Annotated in this window: 20 protein-coding genes, 2 tRNA genes and 1 other annotated feature; of the genes, 21 read left to right on the forward strand and 1 reads right to left on the reverse strand. The window is 31.2% G+C overall.

Features of this window, described 5'->3' with window-relative positions:
• The first annotated feature begins 147 nt into the window (after positions 1 to 147).
• The 8 genes from CLLI_RS02885 to disA all read left to right on the forward strand — a co-directional run bounded on the left by CLLI_RS02885 (position 148) and on the right by disA (position 9,638).
• Positions 148 to 1,326 carry an alanyl-tRNA editing protein gene (locus tag CLLI_RS02885; protein ID WP_106062754.1) on the forward strand — a complete coding sequence of 393 codons (1,179 nt, stop codon included), beginning with the start codon at positions 148 to 150 and terminating at the stop codon, positions 1,324 to 1,326.
• A gap of 229 nt (positions 1,327 to 1,555) precedes the next feature.
• Entirely contained in the window at positions 1,556 to 2,014 is a 459-nt protein-coding gene (locus CLLI_RS02890) for a CtsR family transcriptional regulator (RefSeq protein WP_106062755.1), read from the forward strand.
• Positions 2,015 to 2,085: 71 nt separating this feature from the next.
• On the forward strand, positions 2,086 to 2,601 hold the full coding sequence (locus CLLI_RS02895; RefSeq protein ID WP_106062756.1) for a UvrB/UvrC motif-containing protein: 516 nt from the start codon (positions 2,086 to 2,088) through the stop codon (positions 2,599 to 2,601).
• Positions 2,602 to 2,615: 14 nt separating this feature from the next.
• Positions 2,616 to 3,653, forward strand: a complete 1,038-nt coding sequence (locus CLLI_RS02900; RefSeq protein WP_106062757.1) for a protein arginine kinase — start codon at positions 2,616 to 2,618, stop codon at positions 3,651 to 3,653.
• 31 nt (positions 3,654 to 3,684) lie between these two features.
• Positions 3,685 to 6,117, forward strand: coding sequence for an ATP-dependent Clp protease ATP-binding subunit (locus tag CLLI_RS02905; RefSeq protein ID WP_106062758.1), 2,433 nt, complete (start codon positions 3,685 to 3,687; stop codon positions 6,115 to 6,117).
• Positions 6,118 to 6,308: 191 nt separating this feature from the next.
• Positions 6,309 to 7,037 carry a glucosamine-6-phosphate deaminase gene (gene nagB / locus CLLI_RS02910; RefSeq protein ID WP_106062759.1) on the forward strand — a complete coding sequence of 243 codons (729 nt, stop codon included), beginning with the start codon at positions 6,309 to 6,311 and terminating at the stop codon, positions 7,035 to 7,037.
• Positions 7,038 to 7,183: 146 nt separating this feature from the next.
• The gene (gene radA, locus CLLI_RS02915) at positions 7,184 to 8,548 is read left to right on the forward strand and encodes a DNA repair protein RadA (protein WP_106062760.1); all 1,365 of its coding nucleotides are present in this window, start codon (positions 7,184 to 7,186) and stop codon (positions 8,546 to 8,548) included.
• A gap of 16 nt (positions 8,549 to 8,564) precedes the next feature.
• Positions 8,565 to 9,638, forward strand: a complete 1,074-nt coding sequence (disA, locus tag CLLI_RS02920) for a DNA integrity scanning diadenylate cyclase DisA (protein WP_106062761.1) — start codon at positions 8,565 to 8,567, stop codon at positions 9,636 to 9,638.
• 42 nt (positions 9,639 to 9,680) lie between these two features.
• On the opposite strand, the gene CLLI_RS02925 is transcribed toward disA, so the two are convergent.
• A complete protein-coding gene (locus tag CLLI_RS02925) occupies positions 9,681 to 10,079 on the reverse strand; it encodes a nucleoside triphosphate pyrophosphohydrolase family protein (protein ID WP_106062762.1) in 399 nt (132 codons plus the stop codon).
• Between the two features lie 298 nt (positions 10,080 to 10,377).
• Between CLLI_RS02925 and CLLI_RS02930 the strand changes: the two genes are divergently transcribed.
• The 13 genes from CLLI_RS02930 to CLLI_RS02990 all read left to right on the forward strand — a co-directional run.
• Positions 10,378 to 11,478, forward strand: a complete 1,101-nt coding sequence (locus CLLI_RS02930) for a PIN/TRAM domain-containing protein (protein WP_106062763.1) — start codon at positions 10,378 to 10,380, stop codon at positions 11,476 to 11,478.
• Positions 11,479 to 11,503: 25 nt separating this feature from the next.
• Entirely contained in the window at positions 11,504 to 12,190 is a 687-nt protein-coding gene (ispD, locus tag CLLI_RS02935; RefSeq protein ID WP_106062764.1) for a 2-C-methyl-D-erythritol 4-phosphate cytidylyltransferase, read from the forward strand.
• A 70-nt stretch (positions 12,191 to 12,260) separates the two neighbouring features.
• Positions 12,261 to 12,435, forward strand: a binding site (T-box leader).
• Between the two features lie 79 nt (positions 12,436 to 12,514).
• Complete coding sequence (locus tag CLLI_RS02940; RefSeq protein WP_106062765.1) at positions 12,515 to 14,227, forward strand: proline--tRNA ligase; 1,713 nt, start codon at positions 12,515 to 12,517, stop codon at positions 14,225 to 14,227.
• A 25-nt stretch (positions 14,228 to 14,252) separates the two neighbouring features.
• Positions 14,253 to 15,464, forward strand: coding sequence for a threonine ammonia-lyase (gene ilvA / locus CLLI_RS02945; RefSeq protein ID WP_106062772.1), 1,212 nt, complete (start codon positions 14,253 to 14,255; stop codon positions 15,462 to 15,464).
• Positions 15,465 to 15,485: 21 nt separating this feature from the next.
• The gene (cysS, locus tag CLLI_RS02950) at positions 15,486 to 16,886 is read left to right on the forward strand and encodes a cysteine--tRNA ligase (protein WP_106062766.1); all 1,401 of its coding nucleotides are present in this window, start codon (positions 15,486 to 15,488) and stop codon (positions 16,884 to 16,886) included.
• A gap of 38 nt (positions 16,887 to 16,924) precedes the next feature.
• A complete protein-coding gene (locus tag CLLI_RS02955) occupies positions 16,925 to 17,350 on the forward strand; it encodes a Mini-ribonuclease 3 (RefSeq protein WP_106062767.1) in 426 nt (141 codons plus the stop codon).
• Positions 17,351 to 17,373: 23 nt separating this feature from the next.
• Positions 17,374 to 18,108 carry an FAD-dependent thymidylate synthase gene (gene thyX / locus CLLI_RS02960; protein WP_106062768.1) on the forward strand — a complete coding sequence of 245 codons (735 nt, stop codon included), beginning with the start codon at positions 17,374 to 17,376 and terminating at the stop codon, positions 18,106 to 18,108.
• Positions 18,109 to 18,133: 25 nt separating this feature from the next.
• The gene (gene rlmB, locus CLLI_RS02965) at positions 18,134 to 18,883 is read left to right on the forward strand and encodes a 23S rRNA (guanosine(2251)-2'-O)-methyltransferase RlmB (protein ID WP_106062769.1); all 750 of its coding nucleotides are present in this window, start codon (positions 18,134 to 18,136) and stop codon (positions 18,881 to 18,883) included.
• The gene (locus CLLI_RS02970; RefSeq protein WP_106062770.1) at positions 18,880 to 19,392 is read left to right on the forward strand and encodes an NYN domain-containing protein; all 513 of its coding nucleotides are present in this window, start codon (positions 18,880 to 18,882) and stop codon (positions 19,390 to 19,392) included. The genes rlmB and CLLI_RS02970 overlap by 4 nt, the downstream gene beginning before the upstream one ends.
• Before the next feature lie 70 nt (positions 19,393 to 19,462).
• A complete protein-coding gene (sigH, locus tag CLLI_RS02975; protein WP_278335559.1) occupies positions 19,463 to 20,113 on the forward strand; it encodes an RNA polymerase sporulation sigma factor SigH in 651 nt (216 codons plus the stop codon).
• A 70-nt stretch (positions 20,114 to 20,183) separates the two neighbouring features.
• Positions 20,184 to 20,258: transfer RNA gene (locus CLLI_RS02980), tRNA-Gly, on the forward strand.
• Positions 20,259 to 20,271: 13 nt separating this feature from the next.
• Positions 20,272 to 20,347, forward strand: a tRNA-Thr gene (locus tag CLLI_RS02985).
• Between the two features lie 78 nt (positions 20,348 to 20,425).
• A partial coding sequence (locus CLLI_RS02990; RefSeq protein ID WP_242975502.1) for a GTP-binding protein occupies positions 20,426 to 20,621 on the forward strand: 196 nt, incomplete at its 3' end.

Here is a 20,621-nt window from a genome sequence, read left to right on the forward strand (position 1 = left end):
TATCTTAAATTATATAAGCTATTCGTACAATATAAAACTTGAAAAAACTCTGGGGTGAAGCTGATTTCTATAGAAAAATTAATGTAGAAACTTCAGTACCTTGGGAGTTTTCGAGAATACTATTAATTATGGAAGAGGTGATTGAGTTTGACAGATAAGTTATATTACGAAAATCAGTTTCTTGAAGAATGGCAAAGTGAAGTAAAGGATATAATACAGGAAAAAGATAAATTTTTAATAGTATTAGCTAGCACGGCATTTTTCCCAGGGGGAGGAGGACAGCCGGCAGATAAGGGTTATATAGATGATATAGAAGTAATAGATGTTTTTGAAAAGGATAATATAATATATCATGTTACTAATAAAAAACCGAAAAATAATGTGGTTAAATGCAAGCTTGATTTTTGTAAAAGATTTTATTATATGCAGCAACATGCTGGAGAACATTTATTATCAGCAGTATTATATAAACTTTATAATACATCTAATGATGGATTTCACATGGGTGATGATTACGTAACTATTGATAATTCTATTACTAATATGACAGAAGAAATGGTAAAAGAAGTTGAAGAAATGGCTAATGAATACATATATAAGGATTTACCTATAACATCGTATTTCGTACAGCATAATGATCTAGAAAATTTAGAATTAAGAAAAGAATGTAAGGTTAAAGAAAACATTAGAATTGTAGAAATAGAAGGAGTAGATCGTATAGCATGTTGTGGAACTCATGTGCTTAGTACTGGCCAAATAGGGTTAATAAAAATTATAAAAACAGAAAAATATAAGGGAATGACAAGAATTTATTTTAAATGTGGAAAAAAGGCCTTAGAGGATTATGGAAATAAGCACAAGATAATTACAAACTTAAGTAAGCATTATGCTTTAGTAGAAGATGAAATTGTGGATAGAGTCAAAAATGATTCAAATGAAATTAAAAGACTGCTAAAAGAAATTAAGGAATTAAAAGGGGCAATAGCATCACATACAGTGGATGATATAATAAGAAATGATAATTCTCATATTATAATTATAGATTTCTCAAATAAGGATTTTGAGGAAATACAAATTATTAATAATGAAATATTAAAAAGGGGAGAATATATTACAATATTAGTTTCAGAAAAGGATAATAGGATATTATTTTCAAACAATTCAACTCCTACTTTACATTGCGGAAAGATATTTAAAGAAAATTTATGGAGATTCAATGGAAAGGGCGGCGGAAACGAAAAGTCAGCACAAGCTGCCTTTAAAGATAAAGAAGATATGTTTAAATTTAAAAATTATTTAATAGGGTTATTGAAAGAATATAAGTAGTATGATTGTATTAGTGCCAATTGGCACTAATACAGCATATTCGTGATAATGAGAAAATAAATAATAGAGATATTTTAAGGAATAATCAGTATTAGTAAGGAAGAAGAGGATAATGATAAATAAGGATAGTAATAATGATAATAATAGATAATTTAGTGGTTGAATAAAAAAATAAAAAATATTAATATTAAGTAAGGTCAAAGAAAGACAAAGTCAGGAAGGTGTAACTATGGCGAGATTGTCGGATATAATAGAGGAATTTATAAAGGGAATGTTAGAAGACAGTGAAGAAAGAGAACTTCAAATACAAAGAAATGAATTAGCTAATTATTTTAGTTGTGCCCCCTCTCAAATAAATTACGTTTTAACTACCCGTTTTACTACGGATAAGGGTTATTATGTAGAAAGCAGAAGAGGTGGAGGCGGATGCATAATAATTAAACATGTAGATTTTGACCAGAATAAATATTTAATCCAATTATTGAATGATAAAATTGGAGATAGCATAACTTTTCACACAACTATGCAAATAGTTAATAGTTTATTAGAGTCTGATGCTATAAACAAAATGGAAGCAAATCTTATTAAAGTAGCAGTAAACGATAGAACACTTATTGCAGCAGGCGAAAATAAGAATAAAGTTAGGGCAGATATACTAAAAAATATGTTATCTATGTTATTATTGTAGTTATTTAATATTGTGGTATAATAATTCTAAAATGTAATAATTATTTAATTAATCTCTTAGGAGGCAATAGTATGTTATGTGAAAGATGTAAAAAGAATGATGCAAGTGTTCATATAGCTAAAATTATAAATGGGGTTAAACAAGAAATAAATTTATGTGAAAAATGTGCAAAGGAAATGGGAACTTTTAGCGCACCTATAGATATGAGCTTTGCTTCACCCTTTACATTCCAAAATATATTAGGGGGAATTATGGATTATATTAGTGAACCTTTAGAAAAGGGTACTGATAATATACCTGTATGTAAAAATTGTGGTACTAATTATACGGAATTTAAGGAAAAAGGGCTCCTAGGGTGTAGTGAGTGCTATAACAATTTAGGGCCTATTTTAATGCCTATAATTAAAAGAGTACAGGGAAATATTCAGCACGCTGGTAAGATCCCCCAAAGGGCTGGAAAGAATATTTTAGAGAAAAAGAAAATTGAAGAGTTAAAAAATGAACTTCAAAAAGCTATAGATCTAGAAGAATATGAAAAAGCAGCGGAAATAAGAGATAAAATAAGAGAATTAAAAAATGAAATTTAGAAGGAGGTATGGATATGAAAAGCTGGGTAAAAACATCTGGAGATAACAAAGACATAGTATTAAGTAGTAGAATAAGGCTTGCAAGAAATATAAAAGATGTATCCTTCCCCCATAAATTAGATGAAAAAGAAGGAAAGGATATTGTAAATAAAGTTGAAGAGGCCTTTTATACTTCACCTAGTATGAAAGAAGAATACAAAACCATTTACTTGTGGGAATCAGATCCTGTGGATAATAGAGCTTATTTAGAAAAATATTTAATAAGCAACAAGTTACTTTTGAATAATAAAAAGTCAGCTTTTATTATAAATAAAGATGAAACTATAAGTATAATGATAAATGAAGAGGATCATATAAGATTACAGTGTATAACTGCGGGACTGAATTTAGAAGAATGCTATGATTCTGCAGAAAAAATTGATAATTTACTTGAGGAAAAATTGGATTATGCTTATGAAGAAAAATTGGGATATTTGACAGCTTGTCCTACCAACATAGGAACAGGGTTAAGAGCATCAGTTATGATACATCTTCCTGCATTATCTATGAATAACGAAATGAATGGAGTATTAAATGCATTAACCCAGGTAGGTATGACTATAAGAGGGTTATATGGAGAGGGATCTAAAGCTATAGGAAATATATATCAAATATCTAATCAAATAACCTTAGGATTAAGTGAGAAAGAAATAATAGATAATTTAAATGTAGTAGTTAGCCAAATAATTAATGAAGAGAATTTAACTAGGGAAAAGCTGCTTAATAATTATAGATATGAATTAGAGGATAAGATACATAGAGCTTTTGGAGTCCTAAAATCAGCAATACTTTTAGATGCTACAGAGTGCTTAAATTTATTATCAGATGTAAGATTTGGTGTTGAATTGGGAATAATTAATGAAGTCGATAAAGAAATATTAAATTCATTAATGGTGAGCACTCAGCCAGCTATGTTGCAAAAATTGTATAATGAAAAGCTGTCGGATAAATTAAGAAATTTAAATAGGGCAAAACTAGTTAGGGAAAGCCTATCAAAAGCAAATTCAGTATAGATAAATAAATTTATGAAGGTGGTGATCCAAAATGATATTTGGTAGATTTACAGAAAGAGCTCAAAATGTATTAATGTATGCACAACAAGAAGCTCAAGACTTACAACATGGATATGTGGGAACTGAACATATATTATTAGGTATTCTTAAAGAAGATGGAACAGCTAAAAATTTATTAAATAATATGAGTATTACTTTTGAGGATGTAAAAAGTTTAATTGAGGAATACGAAGGAAAAGGTGAAATAGATTTATATAGAAATGAAATACCATTAACACCTAGAACTAAAAGACTTTTAGAATTAAGTTTACTTGAAGCAAGAAATTTAAACCACAATTATATTAATCCGGAGCATATTTTGCTTGCCCTGATTAAGGAATCTGAAGGAGTAGCTTATACAATTTTAAGTAATTTAGGTGCTGATTTTGATAAATTAAGAAAAGAATTATTAGAAAATTTATCAGGGGAACAACCTGCTAATGGTGCAAATGTGAATAAAAAATCTAATGGCGAAACCCCAACACTTAACCAATTTGGAAGAGATCTAACGGATATGGCTAGAGAAGGAAAGTTGGATCCTGTTGTTGGAAGGGAAAAGGAAACTCAAAGGGTATTGGAGATACTATGTAGAAGAACTAAAAATAATCCTTGTTTAATTGGTGATCCTGGAGTTGGCAAAACAGCAATTGCAGAAGGATTAGCTCAAAAGATAGTAGAGGCTAATATTCCAGAAATATTAAAAGATAAGAGAGTAGTTACATTGGATTTGTCCTCAATGGTTGCAGGAGCTAAATATAGAGGAGAATTTGAAGATAGGCTTAAAAAGGTTATGGAAGAGATAAGAAAAGCCGGGGATGTAATTTTATTTATAGATGAGATTCACACCATAATTGGTGCTGGTGCTGCTGAAGGAGCAATAGATGCTTCAAATATTTTAAAACCATCCTTAGCAAGAGGAGAAATACAATGTATAGGGGCTACTACTATAGATGAATATAGAAAATATATAGAAAAGGATGCAGCTTTGGAAAGAAGATTTCAGCCTATTTTAGTAGGAGAACCAACAAAAGAAGAGGCTGTACTTATACTTAATGGATTAAGAGATAAATATGAAGCACATCATAGAGTAAAAATAACCGATGATGCTATAGAAGCAGCAGTTAATTTGTCAGATAGATATATTACAGATAGATATTTACCAGATAAAGCTATAGATTTAATGGATGAAGCAGCTTCAAAGGTAAGAATTGAAAATATGGTGGCACCTTCAGGCGTAAAGCAGTTGGAAGAGGAATTAGAAAAGATAACAAAGGAAAAAGAAGATGCTATAAGGGTACAGGACTTTGAAAAAGCGGCACAGCTGAGGGATAATGAAAAAGAAATAAAAGATAAATTAGAAAATATAAAATCTGATTGGAAAACTCAAAAACAAGTATCTACTTTAACTGTAGGTGAACAGCAAATAGCTTCAGTAGTATCAAAATGGACTAATATTCCTGTTGAAAAACTAACAGAAAAGGAATCAGAACGACTGCTTAAATTGGAGGATATTTTGCACAATAGGGTAATAGGTCAAAATGAAGCAGTTAAGTCTGTATCCAGAGCAGTAAGAAGAGCTAGGGTAGGATTAAAAGATCCGAAGAGGCCAATAGGATCCTTTATATTCTTAGGGCCAACGGGAGTAGGAAAAACAGAATTATGTAAGGCACTAGCCGAAGCTATGTTTGGTGATGAAAATAGTATGATAAGAATAGATATGTCTGAATATATGGAGAAACATACTGTATCAAGACTTATTGGTTCTCCACCAGGATATGTGGGATATGATGAAGGAGGACAATTAACAGAAAAGGTAAGGAGAAATCCTTATTCAGTTGTGCTCTTTGATGAAATAGAAAAAGCTCACCCTGATGTATTTAATATATTATTACAAATATTAGAAGATGGTATACTTACTGATGGCAAAGGAAAAACTGTAAACTTTAAGAATACAATTATCATAATGACATCTAATGTAGGGGCATCTACTATTAGAAAGCAAAAATCTTTAGGATTTGCAACTTCTTCTAATGAAAGTGAAAATGAATATGAGAAAATGAAAGATAATATAATGGAAGAATTAAAACAATCCTTTAGACCAGAATTTTTAAATAGAATAGATGATATAATAGTATTCCATCAGTTGGAGAGAAAGGATTTAGAGAAAATAGTTAGCCTAATGTTAAATTCAGTAATAGAGAGGTTACAAGAACAAAATATCAATGTGAATTTTGATGAAAAAGCAAAAAAAATACTAGCTAAAGATGGATTTGATCGACTATATGGTGCAAGACCTTTAAGAAGGGCTATTACTAAAACAGTGGAGGATAAGCTTTCAGAAGAAATATTAAGAGGAAACATTAAAAAGGGTGACAGTTTATTGGTTACAGGCAAAGATGATCAATTAGTATTCAATAAAGCTTAATCGGATAAAAGGTAGACAATTTATTATTGCCTACCTTTTATCTAATTAAACTAAGATGCTGTAGGTAAACTTTGTATTAGCTGGTATAGACATCTATAGGTATATATAATACAATTTAACTAGTGACCTGTTTATAGAGGGGATAAATATTTATTTAAGGTAAATATTTTTAGAAGAAAGGGGAAAATACAATGAGGTTAGTAGTAAAAAAGAATTATGATGAAGTAAGCCAGATGGCAGCTATAGAAATAATGAATTTAATTAATAAAAAGCCAAACTGTGTACTAGGTTTGGCTACTGGAAGTACACCAATAGGCACTTACAAAGAACTTATAAAATATTATAAATTAAACAAAATAGATTTTTCGAAAGTTACTACATTTAATTTAGATGAATATAGGGGGATTAAAGGAGATAACCCTCAAAGTTATAGATACTTTATGGATAATAAGTTATTTAATAGTATAAATATAAATAAAAAAAATACTTTTATTCCTAATGGAATTGCAAAAGATATAGAGGAAGAATGTAAATATTATGATAATCTTATAGAAAGCAAGCATGGTATAGATCTGCAATTATTGGGCATTGGCAATAATGGACATATAGGTTTTAATGAACCCGGCGAATTTTTATATATTAATACTCATTTAACTAATTTAACGAAGAATACTATAGCAGCTAATTCAAGGTTTTTTAATTCTATGGAAGAAGTACCTACACAAGCTATTACTATGGGAATAGGAAGCATAATGAAAGCTAAAAAAATAATATTATTAGCAAGCGGTAAAAACAAAGCTAATATAGTTAAAGAGCTATTCACTGAAAAGCTGAGCACAAAAATACCAGCATCAATTCTTCACATCCATGCTGATTGTACTATAATATTAGATGAGGAAGCAGCATGTTTATTAAATTAGAAATAATATCTAAATTATAGTATTAATTATTTTAACTTTTTTCAAGGAGGTTTTAAATTTTTTGAAACTTCCTTGTTTATTCTTGACAAAACTTTGCAATAATATTGTATAATAATAATTTGTACAGAATAATAGGAGTTGATTTAATGGGAAAGGCTAAAAGTTGTTTTGTGTGTCAGGAATGTGGATATGAATCTTCAAAATGGTCTGGAAAATGTCCAAATTGTGATAGTTGGAATAGCATGGTGGAAGAATTTAAATCTCCTGAAGGTTTTTCTGGGAATAATTTATCTAAGATTAAAGTTAACAATATACCTCAAAGTATAATGAGTATAAAATCTATAACTTATGAGAGAATGAATACTGGTATTAATGAATTAAATAGAGTATTAGGTGGGGGAATAGTCAAAGGTTCTCTTACATTAATATCTGGTGATCCAGGTATAGGAAAATCTACATTACTTTTGCAAACTGCAAACAATATTTCAAAACAATATGGAAAAGTTTTATATATATCTGGGGAGGAATCAGAAGAACAAATAAAAATAAGAGGGGATAGACTTGAAACTTTATCTAAAGAACTTTTTATCCTTTCCGAAACTAATATTGAAATAATAGAGAAACATATAGTTGATACTGAGCCTATATTTGTGATAATTGATTCCATACAGACACTGTATAATCCAACAATTACATCGGCACCTGGCAGTGTATCTCAAGTTAGAGAAAGTTCAAATCAGTTAATGAGAATAGGGAAAAGCAAGGATATACCATTTTTTATAGTAGCTCATGTAACCAAACAAGGGGCATTAGCAGGACCTAAGGTATTAGAACATATGGTTGATACTGTTTTATCCTTTGAAGGTGAAAGAACAGAGGAATTTAGAATTCTAAGAACCATAAAGAATCGATTCGGGACTACTAGTGAAATAGGTGTTTTTGAAATGAGGGAAAATGGTTTACAGGAGATTTCCAATCCTTCGGCTGTATTTTTAGAGGATACAGAATTTAACAAAGAAGGTTCAATAGTAGTAGGAGTTATGGAAGGGACTAGACCTATTCTAGTAGAAGTTCAGGCCCTTGTAAGTGAAACAAAAGCTGTTATGCCAAGAAGAACTGCAGTGGGCGTAGACACTTCAAGATTAAATCTTATATTAGCGGTTTTAGAAAAGAAATTAAAAATACCATTTTATAATTGTGATGTATATGTAAATGTGGTAGGAGGACTTAATATAGAAGGCACTTTGGGAGATCTAGGGATTGCCTTGGCATTGTTATCCAGTGTAAAAAGTTGTGAGACAAAGTTAGAAAAATTATTAGTAGTAGGAGAGGTAGGATTAACTGGAGAGGTAAGGCCAGTAAATTTTTGTGATAGAATAGTAAATGAAGGCAGCAAAATGGGATTTAAAAATTTCATTATACCTTTGAGAAATAAAAATAAAATAAATTCAAAGCAGGTAAATGTTATAGGAGTATCTTCTTTAAAAGAAGTTATTAACAAAGTATTTTAGTATAGGGTGAGTAAAGGTGAGATTAGAAAAGGATAAAGAATTAATGAATATTTTAAAAATAATGGCTCCAGGGACTTCTTTAAGAGATGGATTAGAGAATATATTAAGAGCAAAAACTGGAGGATTAATAGTATTAGGGGATAGTGAACAAATAGTAAATTTAGTAGATGGAGGATTTGTTATAAATGCAGAATACAGTCCTTCATACATTTATGAATTGGCTAAAATGGATGGGGCTATAGTTATAAGTAGTGATTTAAAGAGAATCATTCGTGTTAATGCCCAGTTAATGCCTGATTCAAGTATACCTACATTCGAAACGGGAACAAGACATAGAACTGCAGATAGAATGGCAAAGCAGACTGGAACCATTGTAATTGCCATATCCCAAAGAAGAAATATTATAACCGTATATAAAGGTTCTATAAAATATGTATTAAGAGATAGCAGCATTATATTGGGAAGAGCAAATCAAGCATTGCAAACTCTAGAAAAATATGTAGCGGTATTGGACAGAGTTGTAAATAATTTAAATATATTAGAGTTTCAAGACCTAGTAACTTTGTTTGATGTAATGACAGCTATACAAAGAACAGAAATGGTAATGAGGATTGTAGGGGAAATAGAAAGATACATATGCGAGTTGGGGAATGAAGGAAGACTTATTTCAATGCAACTAAATGAACTAATAAAATCTGTAGAACAGGATGAGATACTATTAATTAGAGATTATTGTGAGACATATATGGATTATAATGAGGTATACAAACAAATACAATGTTTATCCTCAGAAGAATTATTAAATTTAGATTTAATATCAAAGAATTTAGGATATGTGGGAGTGCCATTAGTGGATACACTTATTTCTCCTAGAGGTTACAGAATGTTAAATAAGATACCAAGGATACCTAGTACTGTAATTGAAAATCTTGTAAAGAACTTTAAAGAATTGAAAGCTGTAATAGAAGCTAGTTATGAGCAATTGGATAAGGTAGAAGGAATAGGGGAGGCTAGAGCTAAGGCCATAAAAAATGGATTAAGAAGATTAAGTGAACAAATTATGATGGATAAGCATCAAACCTATAAATAGAATAAGTAAATAATATATTTACTTATTCTATTATAGATAATCCTATCTTAATGTATATCTTCCTAGGGTATTTATTTTGTCATATTCTTTAATAAATATATCATAAAGATTCAAATCTAAAGCATTACATAATGAAGTCAAATAAAATAAATTATTACCTATTTCATGTTCGATAACTTCCCTGCAGCTATCGCATAATTTACCTTCTATATGAGTTTTTAGGGCGTTAGACAACTGTTCTATGTCGTCATCTTCCTTTGGAAGTTCTTGCTTTTTTGCATCTACCCTAATGCAGCCACAGTTTGTCACGGATTTTGCTACGGCTCTATTTATTCTCCCTTCTGATTCCTGCAATTTTGTTATTATATCTAAAATACTTTTATGTCTTAATAATGATTCATCAACAGCATTTTGAAAATTATCAAAAATTAAATCTTTCATAGAGTTCAACTCCTTATAATGATATGTTACTTCTATAGACATTATAATTTTTTTCAGACAATTTTGTCAACTAAGCTATGTTTTTTAAATTCTATTTTAAATATATAATAAATGAAAAATTGTTATAATGATAGGGGGAAAGCGATTTAATATATGAAATCATTAAAAATTTTTAATGAATAAATGATTAAATCCGCCAAGGACTTATTGAAAATTAAAACTTATTAATATATATTAATTATTAACAGGATTTGAAAACCATAAAAATGTAAATAATTAAATTAGGAGGTGAATTAGAATGTTAAAGAAGTTACTAAGAGGACTATTTACTATCATAGGATTTGCTTTTGGATATATCATAGGTGAAAGGATCATAGCTTCGGAGGCTTTAACGCAATTTTCATATTTTCAAGGCAGTCCTATAAAGACCATATTATTTATACTTTTATCAACATTGTTGTTTGGATTTATATTATTTTTAATATCTCCTTGGATTATTATTGTTATTGAAAAGATTATGGATTATGTAGAGAGAAGCATTCAAAAATTACCAACCAATGAGGTTTTAATAGGAACATTTGGAGCAATAATTGGATTAGGTATTTCTGCTTTGTTCGTAAATCTTTTGGCAAATATCCCTATAGTGGGAGTTGCATTAGCAGTTATAATTGCAGTGGTTATGGCTGCTCTAGGGGCTAATATAGCTCTAAGGAAGAGAGAAGATATTTTAGCCTTATTTTCTAATATAAGAAAACCAAGCACTACTAATAAGGATAAAAAAGGGAGAGGCCATAGGGCAGATCCTAAGGTATTAGATACTTCTGTTATAATAGATGGAAGAATATTTGATATATGTCAAACAGGATTTGTAGAGGGAACTTTAATAATACCTAATTTTGTGTTAGCAGAGCTAAGGCATATAGCAGATTCTTCTGATGGCTTAAAAAGGAATAGAGGAAGAAGAGGCTTAGACATATTAAATAAAATTCAAAAGGAACTTAATATTGATGTACAAATCTATGAAAAAGATTTTCCAGATATAGCGGAGGTTGATAGCAAGCTCCTGAAATTGGCACAAGTATTAAATGGAAAAGTAATAACTAATGATTATAATTTGAACAAGGTTGCTGAATTTCAAGGAGTTCCAGTACTCAACATAAATGAGTTAGCAAATGCAGTTAAGCCAGTAGTACTTCCTGGAGAAGAAATGAGAATACAAATTATAAAGGATGGAAAAGAATCCAACCAAGGTATTGCTTACCTTGACGATGGTACTATGATTGTAGTGGAAGGTGGAAGAAGGCATATAGGAGAAGTGATGAATGTAATTGTTACCTCCGTTTTACAAACTGCAGCTGGAAGAATGATATTTGCAAAACAAAAGGATTCTGTAGAATAACATTATATTTAAAAAGGAGTAAGACATGAAAAAGAACTGTGCATTAATTGTAGCGGCGGGTAAGGGAACTAGAATGGGAGCAGGCATAAATAAACAGTTTTTAAGAATAAAAGATAAACCAATTTTGCTTTATACGTTACAAGCATTTAATAATCATCCTGAAATAGATAGCATTTTTCTAGTTGCAGCTGAAGAAGAGATTGAATATTGTAGAAAAGAAATAGTACAAAAATATAATATAAACAAAGTTCAATCCATTATAAAGGGTGGCAAAGAAAGACAAGAATCTGTATTTAATGGATTAAAAGAAATGAAAAATGCAGACATAGTTCTTATTCATGATGGAGCTAGACCTTTTATTAGTAATAGGATAATATCAGAAGGAATAAAATATGCTGGAATATATGGAGCGTGTTCATGCGGAGTTAAGCCAAAGGATACTATAAAGATTACAAATAAAGATGGGTTTTCTATAAGCAGTTTAGATAGAAATAGTTTAGTAAATGTTCAAACTCCTCAGTGTTTTAAATATGATCTAATATATAATTGCCATAAAGAAATAGCAGGCAAAGAAGTTAATATTACTGATGATACTTCTGTTGTAGAGTTTTTCGGGCATAAGGTATATATGTATGAAGGGGATTATAAAAATATAAAGATAACTACTCCAGAAGACATGGCATTTGGAGAAAGTATAATCAAAGAGTTTTAATAAATTTAAATCTACAGCCTTGACAGTTTTAAATTTATTAATATAGTATATAGGTAGTGTTATAATTTAATATTTAGCTATGAAGAAGAATAGTAGGAACAATTTAACAGAGAGAAAATTTTTGGCTGAGAGATTTTCAACTGTTTCGAACCAGCTTTGGAGCTGTAGGGAAAACCTACCGGATAAAGCCGTTATGAGAATTAAGCTAAAAATTAGGTGGTACCGCGATACATGTCGCCCTAAGTATGGGGCGGCTTTTTTGTTTTTTGTATTTCATTGTTAAATTAAGGATAATGTACAATAAGTCAAAGGAGGAATTATAATATGAAATTATCAAAAATGCTAATAAACACATTAAGAGAGACTCCAGCAGAAGCAGAAATAGCAAGCCATCAGTTAATGCTGAGAGCAGGAATGATGAGAAAGATGGCATCAGGCATTTATAACTATATGCCTTTAGGTTTAAGGGTTTTAAAGAAAATTGAGGATATAGTAAGAGATGAAATGGATAAAACAGGAGCACAAGAGTTTTTAGCCTCCGCTGTACTTCCATCAGAATTGTGGAAAGAGTCAGGCAGGTGGGAAGTATTTGGACCAGAAATGTTTAAATTAAAAGATAGAAACCAGAGAGAGTTTTGCTTAGGGCCAACTCATGAAGAAGTTTTTACTGATATAGCAAGAAATGAAATTAAATCCTATAAGCAATTACCATTGAACTTATATCAGATTCAAACTAAGTACAGGGATGAAAGAAGACCTAGATTTGGAATTATAAGATCTAGGGAATTTGTAATGAAGGATGCTTATAGCTTCGATAAAGACTATGAAGGATTAGATATATCATATAATAAAATGTATGAGGCATATCATAATATATTTAAAAGATGTGGATTAATATGCAAATGTGTAGAAGCAGATTCAGGTGCTATGGGAGGATCAGGTTCTGCTGAATTTATGGTTAAATCTAAAATAGGGGAAGATGAAATAGCATTTTGTACAGCTTGTGAATATGCAGCAAACATAGAAAAGGCGCCATCTACACCTGAACATTCAGAAAAGGAAGACTTGAAAGAAATAAATAAGATAGCCACTCCAGGGGTTAAAACTATTGATGAGTTAATAAACTTCTTTAAAACTACTTCTAAAAAATTTGCTAAAACTCTTATCTATAAAGCAGATGATAGAGTTGTAGCTGTAATGGTTAGGGGAGATAGAGAGGTTAATGAGGTAAAGGTAGTGAATGCTCTTGGGGGGGCAATAGAATTTGATATGGCAGATCCGGCTATAGTAAAATCAGCTACTTCAGCAGAGGTTGGATTTGCAGGACCAATAGGAATTAAAGTTGATGCTCTATTTGTTGATGAAGAAATTGCTAACATGTATAATTTTATTATAGGAGCTAATGAAACAGGATACCACTTTGAAAATGTGAATTATGGAAGAGATTTTGAAGGAAAATTAGGAGATTTCAGAAAGGCAGTAGAAGGCGATAAATGCCCTAAGTGTGGAAAGCCTATGACTATGGCAAGGGGAATAGAAGTTGGACATATATTTAAATTAGGAACTAAATATTCAGAAACTATGGGAGCTAATTTCTTAGATGAAAAAGGTGACAGCAAGCCGCTTATAATGGGATGCTATGGAATAGGAGTAAATAGAACCATGGCTACAGTCATAGAACAAAATCATGACGAAAATGGAATCATTTGGCCATTATCCATAGCTCCTTATCAGGTAATAGTCATTCCAGCAGTAACTAAAGATGAAGAGCAGGTAAGAATAGCAGATGAAATTTATAATAAATTACAGCAAATGGGTATAGAAGTATTGTTGGATGATAGAGATGAAAGAGCAGGAGTTAAATTTAAAGATGCTGATTTAATAGGTATACCAATGAGAATTACTGTAGGTAAAAAGGTTAAAGAGGGTAATGTTGAATTTAAATTAAGAAATGCTTCTAACATTGAACTTATAAACATTGATGAAATTTATGAAAGAGTTGTGGAAGAATTTAAAAAGAATAATTTATCACTTTAATAAATTTAATCAGGGGGATGAAGTTATGAATTTAAATTTAGAAAAAATTAAAAGGGCACAGGAAAACATAAAAAATGTGGCTAGAAGAACTCCTCTATTTTATTCTTCAACTTTTGCTAAAGAAACTGGATATAATATTTATTTAAAATGTGAAAATAAGCAGAAGACAGGAGCTTTCAAAATAAGGGGTGCGTACAATAAAATAGCTAGTCTTACAGAAGACGAGAAGAAAAGGGGAGTTATAGCTTCTTCTGCAGGGAATCATGCTCAAGGGGTAGCTTATGCGGCTACCGCTTTTGGTATCAAATCTACTGTTGTAATGCCTGATACTGCTCCACAGGCAAAGGTTAAAGCTACAAAAGGCTATGGAGCTCAGGTAATCCAATATGGGGAAGTATATGATGAATGTTACTGTAAAGCCATTGAAGTTCAAAGACAAACAGGTGCAACTTTCATTCATCCTTTTAATGATGAAGAGGTTATGGCTGGGCAAGGAACAATAGGCATTGAAATACTTGAGGATTTACCAGAGGTGGATGCCATTATTGTACCTATTGGAGGTGGAGGTTTAATATCAGGTGTTGCAGTGGCTGCTAAAACTATTAAGCCAAGCATAAAGATTATTGGGGTTCAGCCTTCTATAATCGCATCCTCTAAGGCTTCTTTTGAACAAGGTAAAATAGTTACTTTACCAGGTGTTAAGTCATTGGCTGATGGAATATCCGTTAAGGCACCGGGGGATTTAGCCTTTGAGTATATAAAAAATTATGTGGATGATATAGTGACTGTGTCTGAAGATGATATAGCTTATGGTATATTTTGTTTAATGGAACGATCCAAATTGGTGGCTGAAGGAGCAGGCGCTGCAGCTATTGCGGCACTTTTAAGTAATAAAGTAGAGATACAGGGTAAAAATGTAGTGGCATTAATTAGCGGGGGGAACATTGATATTGCGGCTGTTTCAAAGATAATAGATAGGGAGCTTATTATATTAGGAAGAAGAATAAGATTTGTAGTTGAATTGCAGGATAAAGTAGGACAATTAGGACAATTAGTAACCAACGTAGTATCTATGGGGGCTAATGTAGTTAAAGTAAGGCAGGATAACAATTGGAATGAAAAGGGACTTGACTATGCAAATGTATTATTTGAAATAGAAGTTCAAACAAGAGAACATGCACAAAAAGTAATAGATACTTTGAGGGAAAAAGGATATAATTTAGAAATAGTAGGGTAAGTATAAGAGGAGGGTTTAGATATGAAAATCTTTAATACTTTAACAAGAAAGAAAGAAGAATTCATCCCTATAAAACCAGGAGAAGTAAATATGTATGTATGCGGACCAACAGTATACAATTACTTTCACATAGGTAATGGCAGAACATTTATCGTTTTCGATACTGTAAGAAGATATATGGAATATAGGGGATATAAGGTTAACTTTGTACAAAACTTCACAGATATAGATGACAAAATGATAAAAAAAGCTAATGAAGAAGGAATTACTGTAAAAGAATTAGGGGATAAATTTATAGATGAATACTATAAAGATGCTGATGCTTTAAATATTGAAAGGGCTACTGCAAATCCACGTGCTACTGAGTTTATAGATGAAATAATACAGTTTGTAAAGGACTTAATTGATAAAGGATATGCATATGAGGTAAATGGAGATGTATATTTTGAAACTAAGAAGTTTGGGCAGTATGGAAAATTATCAGGACAAAATTTAGAAGATCTTCAGGCTGGAGTAAGAATAGATGTGGATGAAAGAAAAAAGGATCCTATAGATTTTGCTATATGGAAAAATCAAAAGCCAGGTGAACCAGCATGGGAAAGCCCATGGGGTATGGGAAGACCTGGGTGGCATATAGAGTGCTCTTGCATGGCTTATAAGCTTCTAGGAGAGACAATTGATATACATGCAGGAGGGTATGATTTAATATTTCCTCATCATGAAAATGAAATTGCCCAAAGTGAATGTAGAACAGGAAAACCTTTTGCAAAGTATTGGATGCATTCTGCTTTCTTAAATATAAATAACCAAAAAATGTCAAAATCATTAAATAATTTTTTTACTGCAAGAGATATATTGAAAAAATATGATTCAGATGTAATAAGATTGTTTATGCTATCTGGACATTACAGGACTCAGTTAAATTTTAGTGAGGAATTACTAGAGTCTACAAAAGCTGGGTTAGAAAGATTATATAATGCTATAGGAAATCTCGAAAATCTTTTAGATGAAGTAAAAGAAGAGAAGATAAAGGAAAATGAAAAAGACTATATAAAGAAAATAGATGAATATAGAGATAAATATATAGAAAAAATGGATGATGATTTTAATACTGCAGATGCTATAGCTGTTATATTCGATATGGTTAGAGATATAAACACTAATATTGATGCAGATTCATCAAAGGAACTAATCAAACATTCATTGGATTTAATAAGAGAGTTAGGAGGCCCTTTAGGAATATTGCAAAATTCCGTTAAAGAAAACCTAGATGAAGAAATAGAAAAGCTTATAGAACAAAGACAACAGGCAAGAAAAGAAAAGAATTGGGCCTTAGCAGATAAAATTAGAGATGAGCTGAAAGATAGAGGGATTGTACTTGAAGATACACCACAGGGAGTGAGATGGAAAAAGGTAAACTAGACACCCTTTATGGTAGGATTTAGATTGGAGAAATAGTAATGGAATTTGACTTATTAGAAGGAAGATTTACAATTGAAGAGGCAAGAGCTTTAAATCCATTAACTTTAGCTTTTATAGGCGATGCAGTATATGAAGTGTTTGTAAGAAATTATCTCATAGATAAAAATAGGGATATGCATGTAAATAAATTACACAAAAATGCTGTAAGTTTTGTTAAAGCTCATGCCCAAAGCGAATTTATAAAGAATATGCAAAGCTATTTAAGTGAAGATGAAATTTCAATATTTAAAAGAGGAAGAAATGCTAAATCTGGAAGTACCCCAAAGAACGCTAGCGTACAGGAATATAGAATGGCTACTGGATTTGAAGCACTCATTGGATTTTTATATTTAACGGATGAAAAGAAAAGACTAAATGAAGTTTTTCACATAATATTGAACATTTATAATAACCAAAAACATTAATTATTAATACTAGGAGGTAAGTGATGGGACTTAAAGTTAAATTATTAGAATATACACCTAATCCAGAAAAAGTTATAGCATCAGCTGCTAAATTATGTTATAGTGCTGTGGGTATAGATGAAATACAACAGGGCTTGAATGAAGAAAAAATTAATAAATTCCTAAATACGTTAATGTCTTATGGACATGAATCTCCTATAGAACATGTTTCCTTTACTTTTGCTGTAGAAGGAGTTTCCAGAAGCTTAACACATCAACTGGTAAGACATAGAATAGCTTCCTATTCTCAGCAAAGCCAAAGATATGTTAAGTTGGATCAATTTGAATATATAATACCCCCTGAAATAGAAAAAAATCAGGAAGCAAAAAATATCTATATAGAGGCTATGAAAAGTGATCAGAAGGCTTATAATTCAATAGCTAATATATTACAAGAAAAGTATTTAAATGATGGGATGAGTAAGAGTAGTGCAGAAAAAAAGGCCATTGAGGATGCTAGATACGTTTTCCCTAATGCCTGTGAAACAAAGATTGTATTTACAATGAATGCTAGAAGTTTAATGAATTTTTTTAGGCATAGATGCTGCAATAGGGCACAATGGGAAATTAGAGAATTAGCTAATGAAATGCTTAAAGAAGTTAAAAATGTGGCACCAATAATTTTCAAGTATAGTGGTCCTTCATGTGTAAATGGAGATTGTCCTGAAGGCAAAATGAGTTGTGGTAAAATTCAGGAAGTAAGGGCAAAGTATTTATAAAATAAGTAAAAAGAGGTAATATTCTATGAGAGAGGATTTAATTGAAGGCAGAAATGCAGTAATAGAGGCCCTTCGTTCCGATAGAACAATTGAACAAATATGGGTTGCTAGCGGTGATACAAAAGGTTCCATAAATGTAATATTAGCCTTAGCTAAAGAAAAAGGCATAGTTGTAAAAGAAATGGATAGAAGAAAAATAGACCAGGTATCCGAGACTGGTAATCATCAGGGAGTTATAGCTTATATATCTCCATATAAGTACTACAGCACAAGAGATATTTTAGATTATGCAAGAAATAAAGATGAGAAACCATTTATACTTATATTAGATGAAATAGAGGATCCACATAATTTTGGAGCTATAATAAGAACTGCGGAGGTATGTGGAGTTCATGGCATAATAATTCCTAAAAGAAGAAATGTAGGAGTTACACCAACTGTGTATAAGTCATCTGCAGGGGCAATTGAATATATGAGAATAGCTAAAGTCTCAAATATAAACAATACTATTGATGAGCTTAAAAAAGAAGGAATATGGGTATATGGTGCAGACATGAGTACAGAGAGCTTTTGCTATGCAACAGATCTTACTGGACCTATAGCATTGGTAATAGGTAGTGAGGGTAAGGGTATATCAAAACTTACAAGAGAAAAGTGCGATGTAATAGTAAAGATACCTATGGTTGGGAAAATAACATCTTTAAATGCATCTGTTGCTGGAGGAATACTTATGTATGAAATACTAAAGCAAAGAATTATACGAGAGAAAAAGTGAAGAATGTATTTGTAGATGGTTACAATGTTATAAACAGCTGGCCCGAATTAAAGATCATAAAGGACTATAGTTTAGATGGAGCAAGGCAAAAACTTATAGAGATGCTGCAAAATTATGCTTCCTATAATGGACTGAAAATATTTTTAGTTTTTGATGCTCATCTGTTACCTAAGAGCCTAGAAAAAAAAGAAAAGTTTGGAGAATATCTTGTAGTTGTATTTACAAAAGAAGGGGAAACAGCGGATAGTTTTATAGAAAAAAGAGTAAATAACATTGGAAGAAAAGCAGATGTGTGTGTAGTAACCTCAGATTTATTGGAACAGCAGGTTGTTTTTCAAAGAGGTGCTACACGTATGTCCTCTTTGGAATTTTATCATGAGGTAAAGGGCGTAGAAAAAAAGATAAATAATAAAATAGAAAAAGATAATTCCTGTAAGAGAAATACTATAGAAGATAGAATAGAAAATGATATACTGGAAAAGCTTCAAAAAATTCGCAAAAATCATTGAAATGCCTTGACTATAAAAATGATTGTACTGTATAATTTAATTTGTAGTATGGATTTTTAGGGGGGATATTGTGGGAAAAGGGGTCAATGAGGAAAAAGATAAAAAAGATAAATTTTTCTTTAAAAATATGCTAGATGAAGAAATTGTCATCGAAGCAAAAAAAGGAGATGTCAGGGCACAAGAGCACTTAATAAGTAAGTATGAAAATTTTGTTAAGTCAAAGGCAAAATCCTATTTCTTAATAGGTGCTGATAAGGAAGATATATATCAAGAAGGAATGATAGGTTTATATAAGGCTATAAGAGATTTTAAGCCAGATAAATTGTCATCCTTTAAGGCTTTTGCTGAATTATGTGTCACTAGGCAAATAATAACAGCAATTAAAACAGCTACAAGACAAAAGCATATTCCTTTGAATACCTATGTTTCCCTAAATAAGCCTATATATGATGAAGAGTCTGATAGAACATTGATGGATATATTATCCGAGGCGAAGATTGCAGACCCTGAGGAATTAGTAATAAGCAGAGAAGAAATGGGTCATATACAAAATGAGATAGGTGAAGTTCTATCAAATTTGGAAATGGAAGTACTTATGTCATACATAGACGGCAAATCATATCAAGAAATCGCTTGTGATTTAGATAGACATGCGAAATCAATTGACAATGCCTTGCAGAGAGTTAAAAGAAAACTTGAAAAATGCTTAAATATAAAGTAGATTATATATTGACAAAATAGTTTATTTATATTAAAATTAGTAATCGGTATATGATATTCCATATATACTGGCGGGAGTAGTTCAGTGGTAGAACACTAGCTTCCCAAGCTAGTTGTCGCGGGTTCAATCCCCGTTTCCCGCTCCAAATAGAGATAATTGCCCATGTAGCTCAGTTGGCAGAGCGTCACCTTGGTAAGGTGGAGGTCACCGGTTCAATCCCGGTCATGGGCTCCATAATTTATATATAAAGGACAACACACCAGGGTAAGTTTACCTAAGTAATACATTTATAAATAAAGGAGGAAATAAAAAATGGCAAAGGAAAAATATGAAAGAAGTAAACCACACGTAAATATAGGGACAATAGGACACGTAGACCACGGTAAGACAACATTAACAGCAGCAATAACAACAGTATTAGCAAATAAAGGATTTGCACAAGCATTTAAATATGACCAGATAGATAAGGCACCAGAAGAAAAAGAAAGAGGAATTACAATCAATACAT

The sequence above is a fragment of the Clostridium liquoris genome, assembly GCF_002995785.1.
Taxonomy (GTDB): domain Bacteria; phylum Bacillota; class Clostridia; order Clostridiales; family Clostridiaceae; genus Clostridium_AO; species Clostridium_AO liquoris.

Excerpts from the sequence above, each read along its gene's own strand:
- CLLI_RS02890 (WP_106062755.1), top strand. The coding sequence starts at position 1,556 with ATGGCGAGATTGTCGGATATAATAGAGGAATTTATAAAGGGAATGTTA.
- CLLI_RS02895 (WP_106062756.1), top strand. The coding sequence starts at position 2,086 with ATGTTATGTGAAAGATGTAAAAAGAATGATGCAAGTGTTCATATAGCT.
- CLLI_RS02900 (WP_106062757.1), top strand. The coding sequence starts at position 2,616 with ATGAAAAGCTGGGTAAAAACATCTGGAGATAACAAAGACATAGTATTA.
- CLLI_RS02905 (WP_106062758.1), top strand. The coding sequence starts at position 3,685 with ATGATATTTGGTAGATTTACAGAAAGAGCTCAAAATGTATTAATGTAT.
- nagB (WP_106062759.1), top strand. The coding sequence starts at position 6,309 with ATGAGGTTAGTAGTAAAAAAGAATTATGATGAAGTAAGCCAGATGGCA.
- radA (WP_106062760.1), top strand. The coding sequence starts at position 7,184 with ATGGGAAAGGCTAAAAGTTGTTTTGTGTGTCAGGAATGTGGATATGAA.
- CLLI_RS02925 (WP_106062762.1), bottom strand. The coding sequence starts at position 10,079 with ATGAAAGATTTAATTTTTGATAATTTTCAAAATGCTGTTGATGAATCA.
- CLLI_RS02930 (WP_106062763.1), top strand. The coding sequence starts at position 10,378 with ATGTTAAAGAAGTTACTAAGAGGACTATTTACTATCATAGGATTTGCT.
- ispD (WP_106062764.1), top strand. The coding sequence starts at position 11,504 with ATGAAAAAGAACTGTGCATTAATTGTAGCGGCGGGTAAGGGAACTAGA.
- CLLI_RS02940 (WP_106062765.1), top strand. The coding sequence starts at position 12,515 with ATGAAATTATCAAAAATGCTAATAAACACATTAAGAGAGACTCCAGCA.
- ilvA (WP_106062772.1), top strand. The coding sequence starts at position 14,253 with ATGAATTTAAATTTAGAAAAAATTAAAAGGGCACAGGAAAACATAAAA.
- cysS (WP_106062766.1), top strand. The coding sequence starts at position 15,486 with ATGAAAATCTTTAATACTTTAACAAGAAAGAAAGAAGAATTCATCCCT.
- CLLI_RS02955 (WP_106062767.1), top strand. The coding sequence starts at position 16,925 with ATGGAATTTGACTTATTAGAAGGAAGATTTACAATTGAAGAGGCAAGA.
- thyX (WP_106062768.1), top strand. The coding sequence starts at position 17,374 with ATGGGACTTAAAGTTAAATTATTAGAATATACACCTAATCCAGAAAAA.
- rlmB (WP_106062769.1), top strand. The coding sequence starts at position 18,134 with ATGAGAGAGGATTTAATTGAAGGCAGAAATGCAGTAATAGAGGCCCTT.